Source organism: Mesorhizobium sp. M8A.F.Ca.ET.161.01.1.1 (assembly GCF_004792105.1).
In the GTDB taxonomy this organism is placed as follows: Bacteria; Pseudomonadota; Alphaproteobacteria; order Rhizobiales; family Rhizobiaceae; genus Mesorhizobium.
Window position 1 is genome coordinate 1 of the sequence record NZ_SRTD01000273.1, and the last position, 330, is coordinate 330.

Consider the following 330-nt stretch of genomic DNA (forward strand, 5'->3'; position numbering starts at 1 on the left):
TGAATGCATCACCCTTGGTATCGGTCCACGTTGCATTTCGAAGCGTCTCGAAAACCCTCCCCTCCACGGAAACGGTCGACTTACGATTGAAGCGATCCAGGGACACCATACCTCGCTCGGAGACCGGGACTTTTGGCAGGCGAAATCGTTTGGGTATCATGCCGAATTGATGATCTACCCATGTGAGACCGTTTGGCTTAAACTGCGCCGCCCCGTTCAACGCCCAATCCTCATCACCTTCAACTGTGCGTTCTTGCACAACGGTTCCCGCCTCGATTAGCGCAAGATGCATCAACCCATCAAAAAAAGCGCGCCGTTGAATTGGGTTAC

1 pseudogene is annotated in these 330 nt (G+C 53.0%); it reads right to left on the minus strand.

Annotation, left to right across the window (positions count from 1 at the left end):
• A pseudogene (locus tag EN804_RS37805) lies at positions 1–330 on the minus strand (hypothetical protein); the annotation flags it as partial.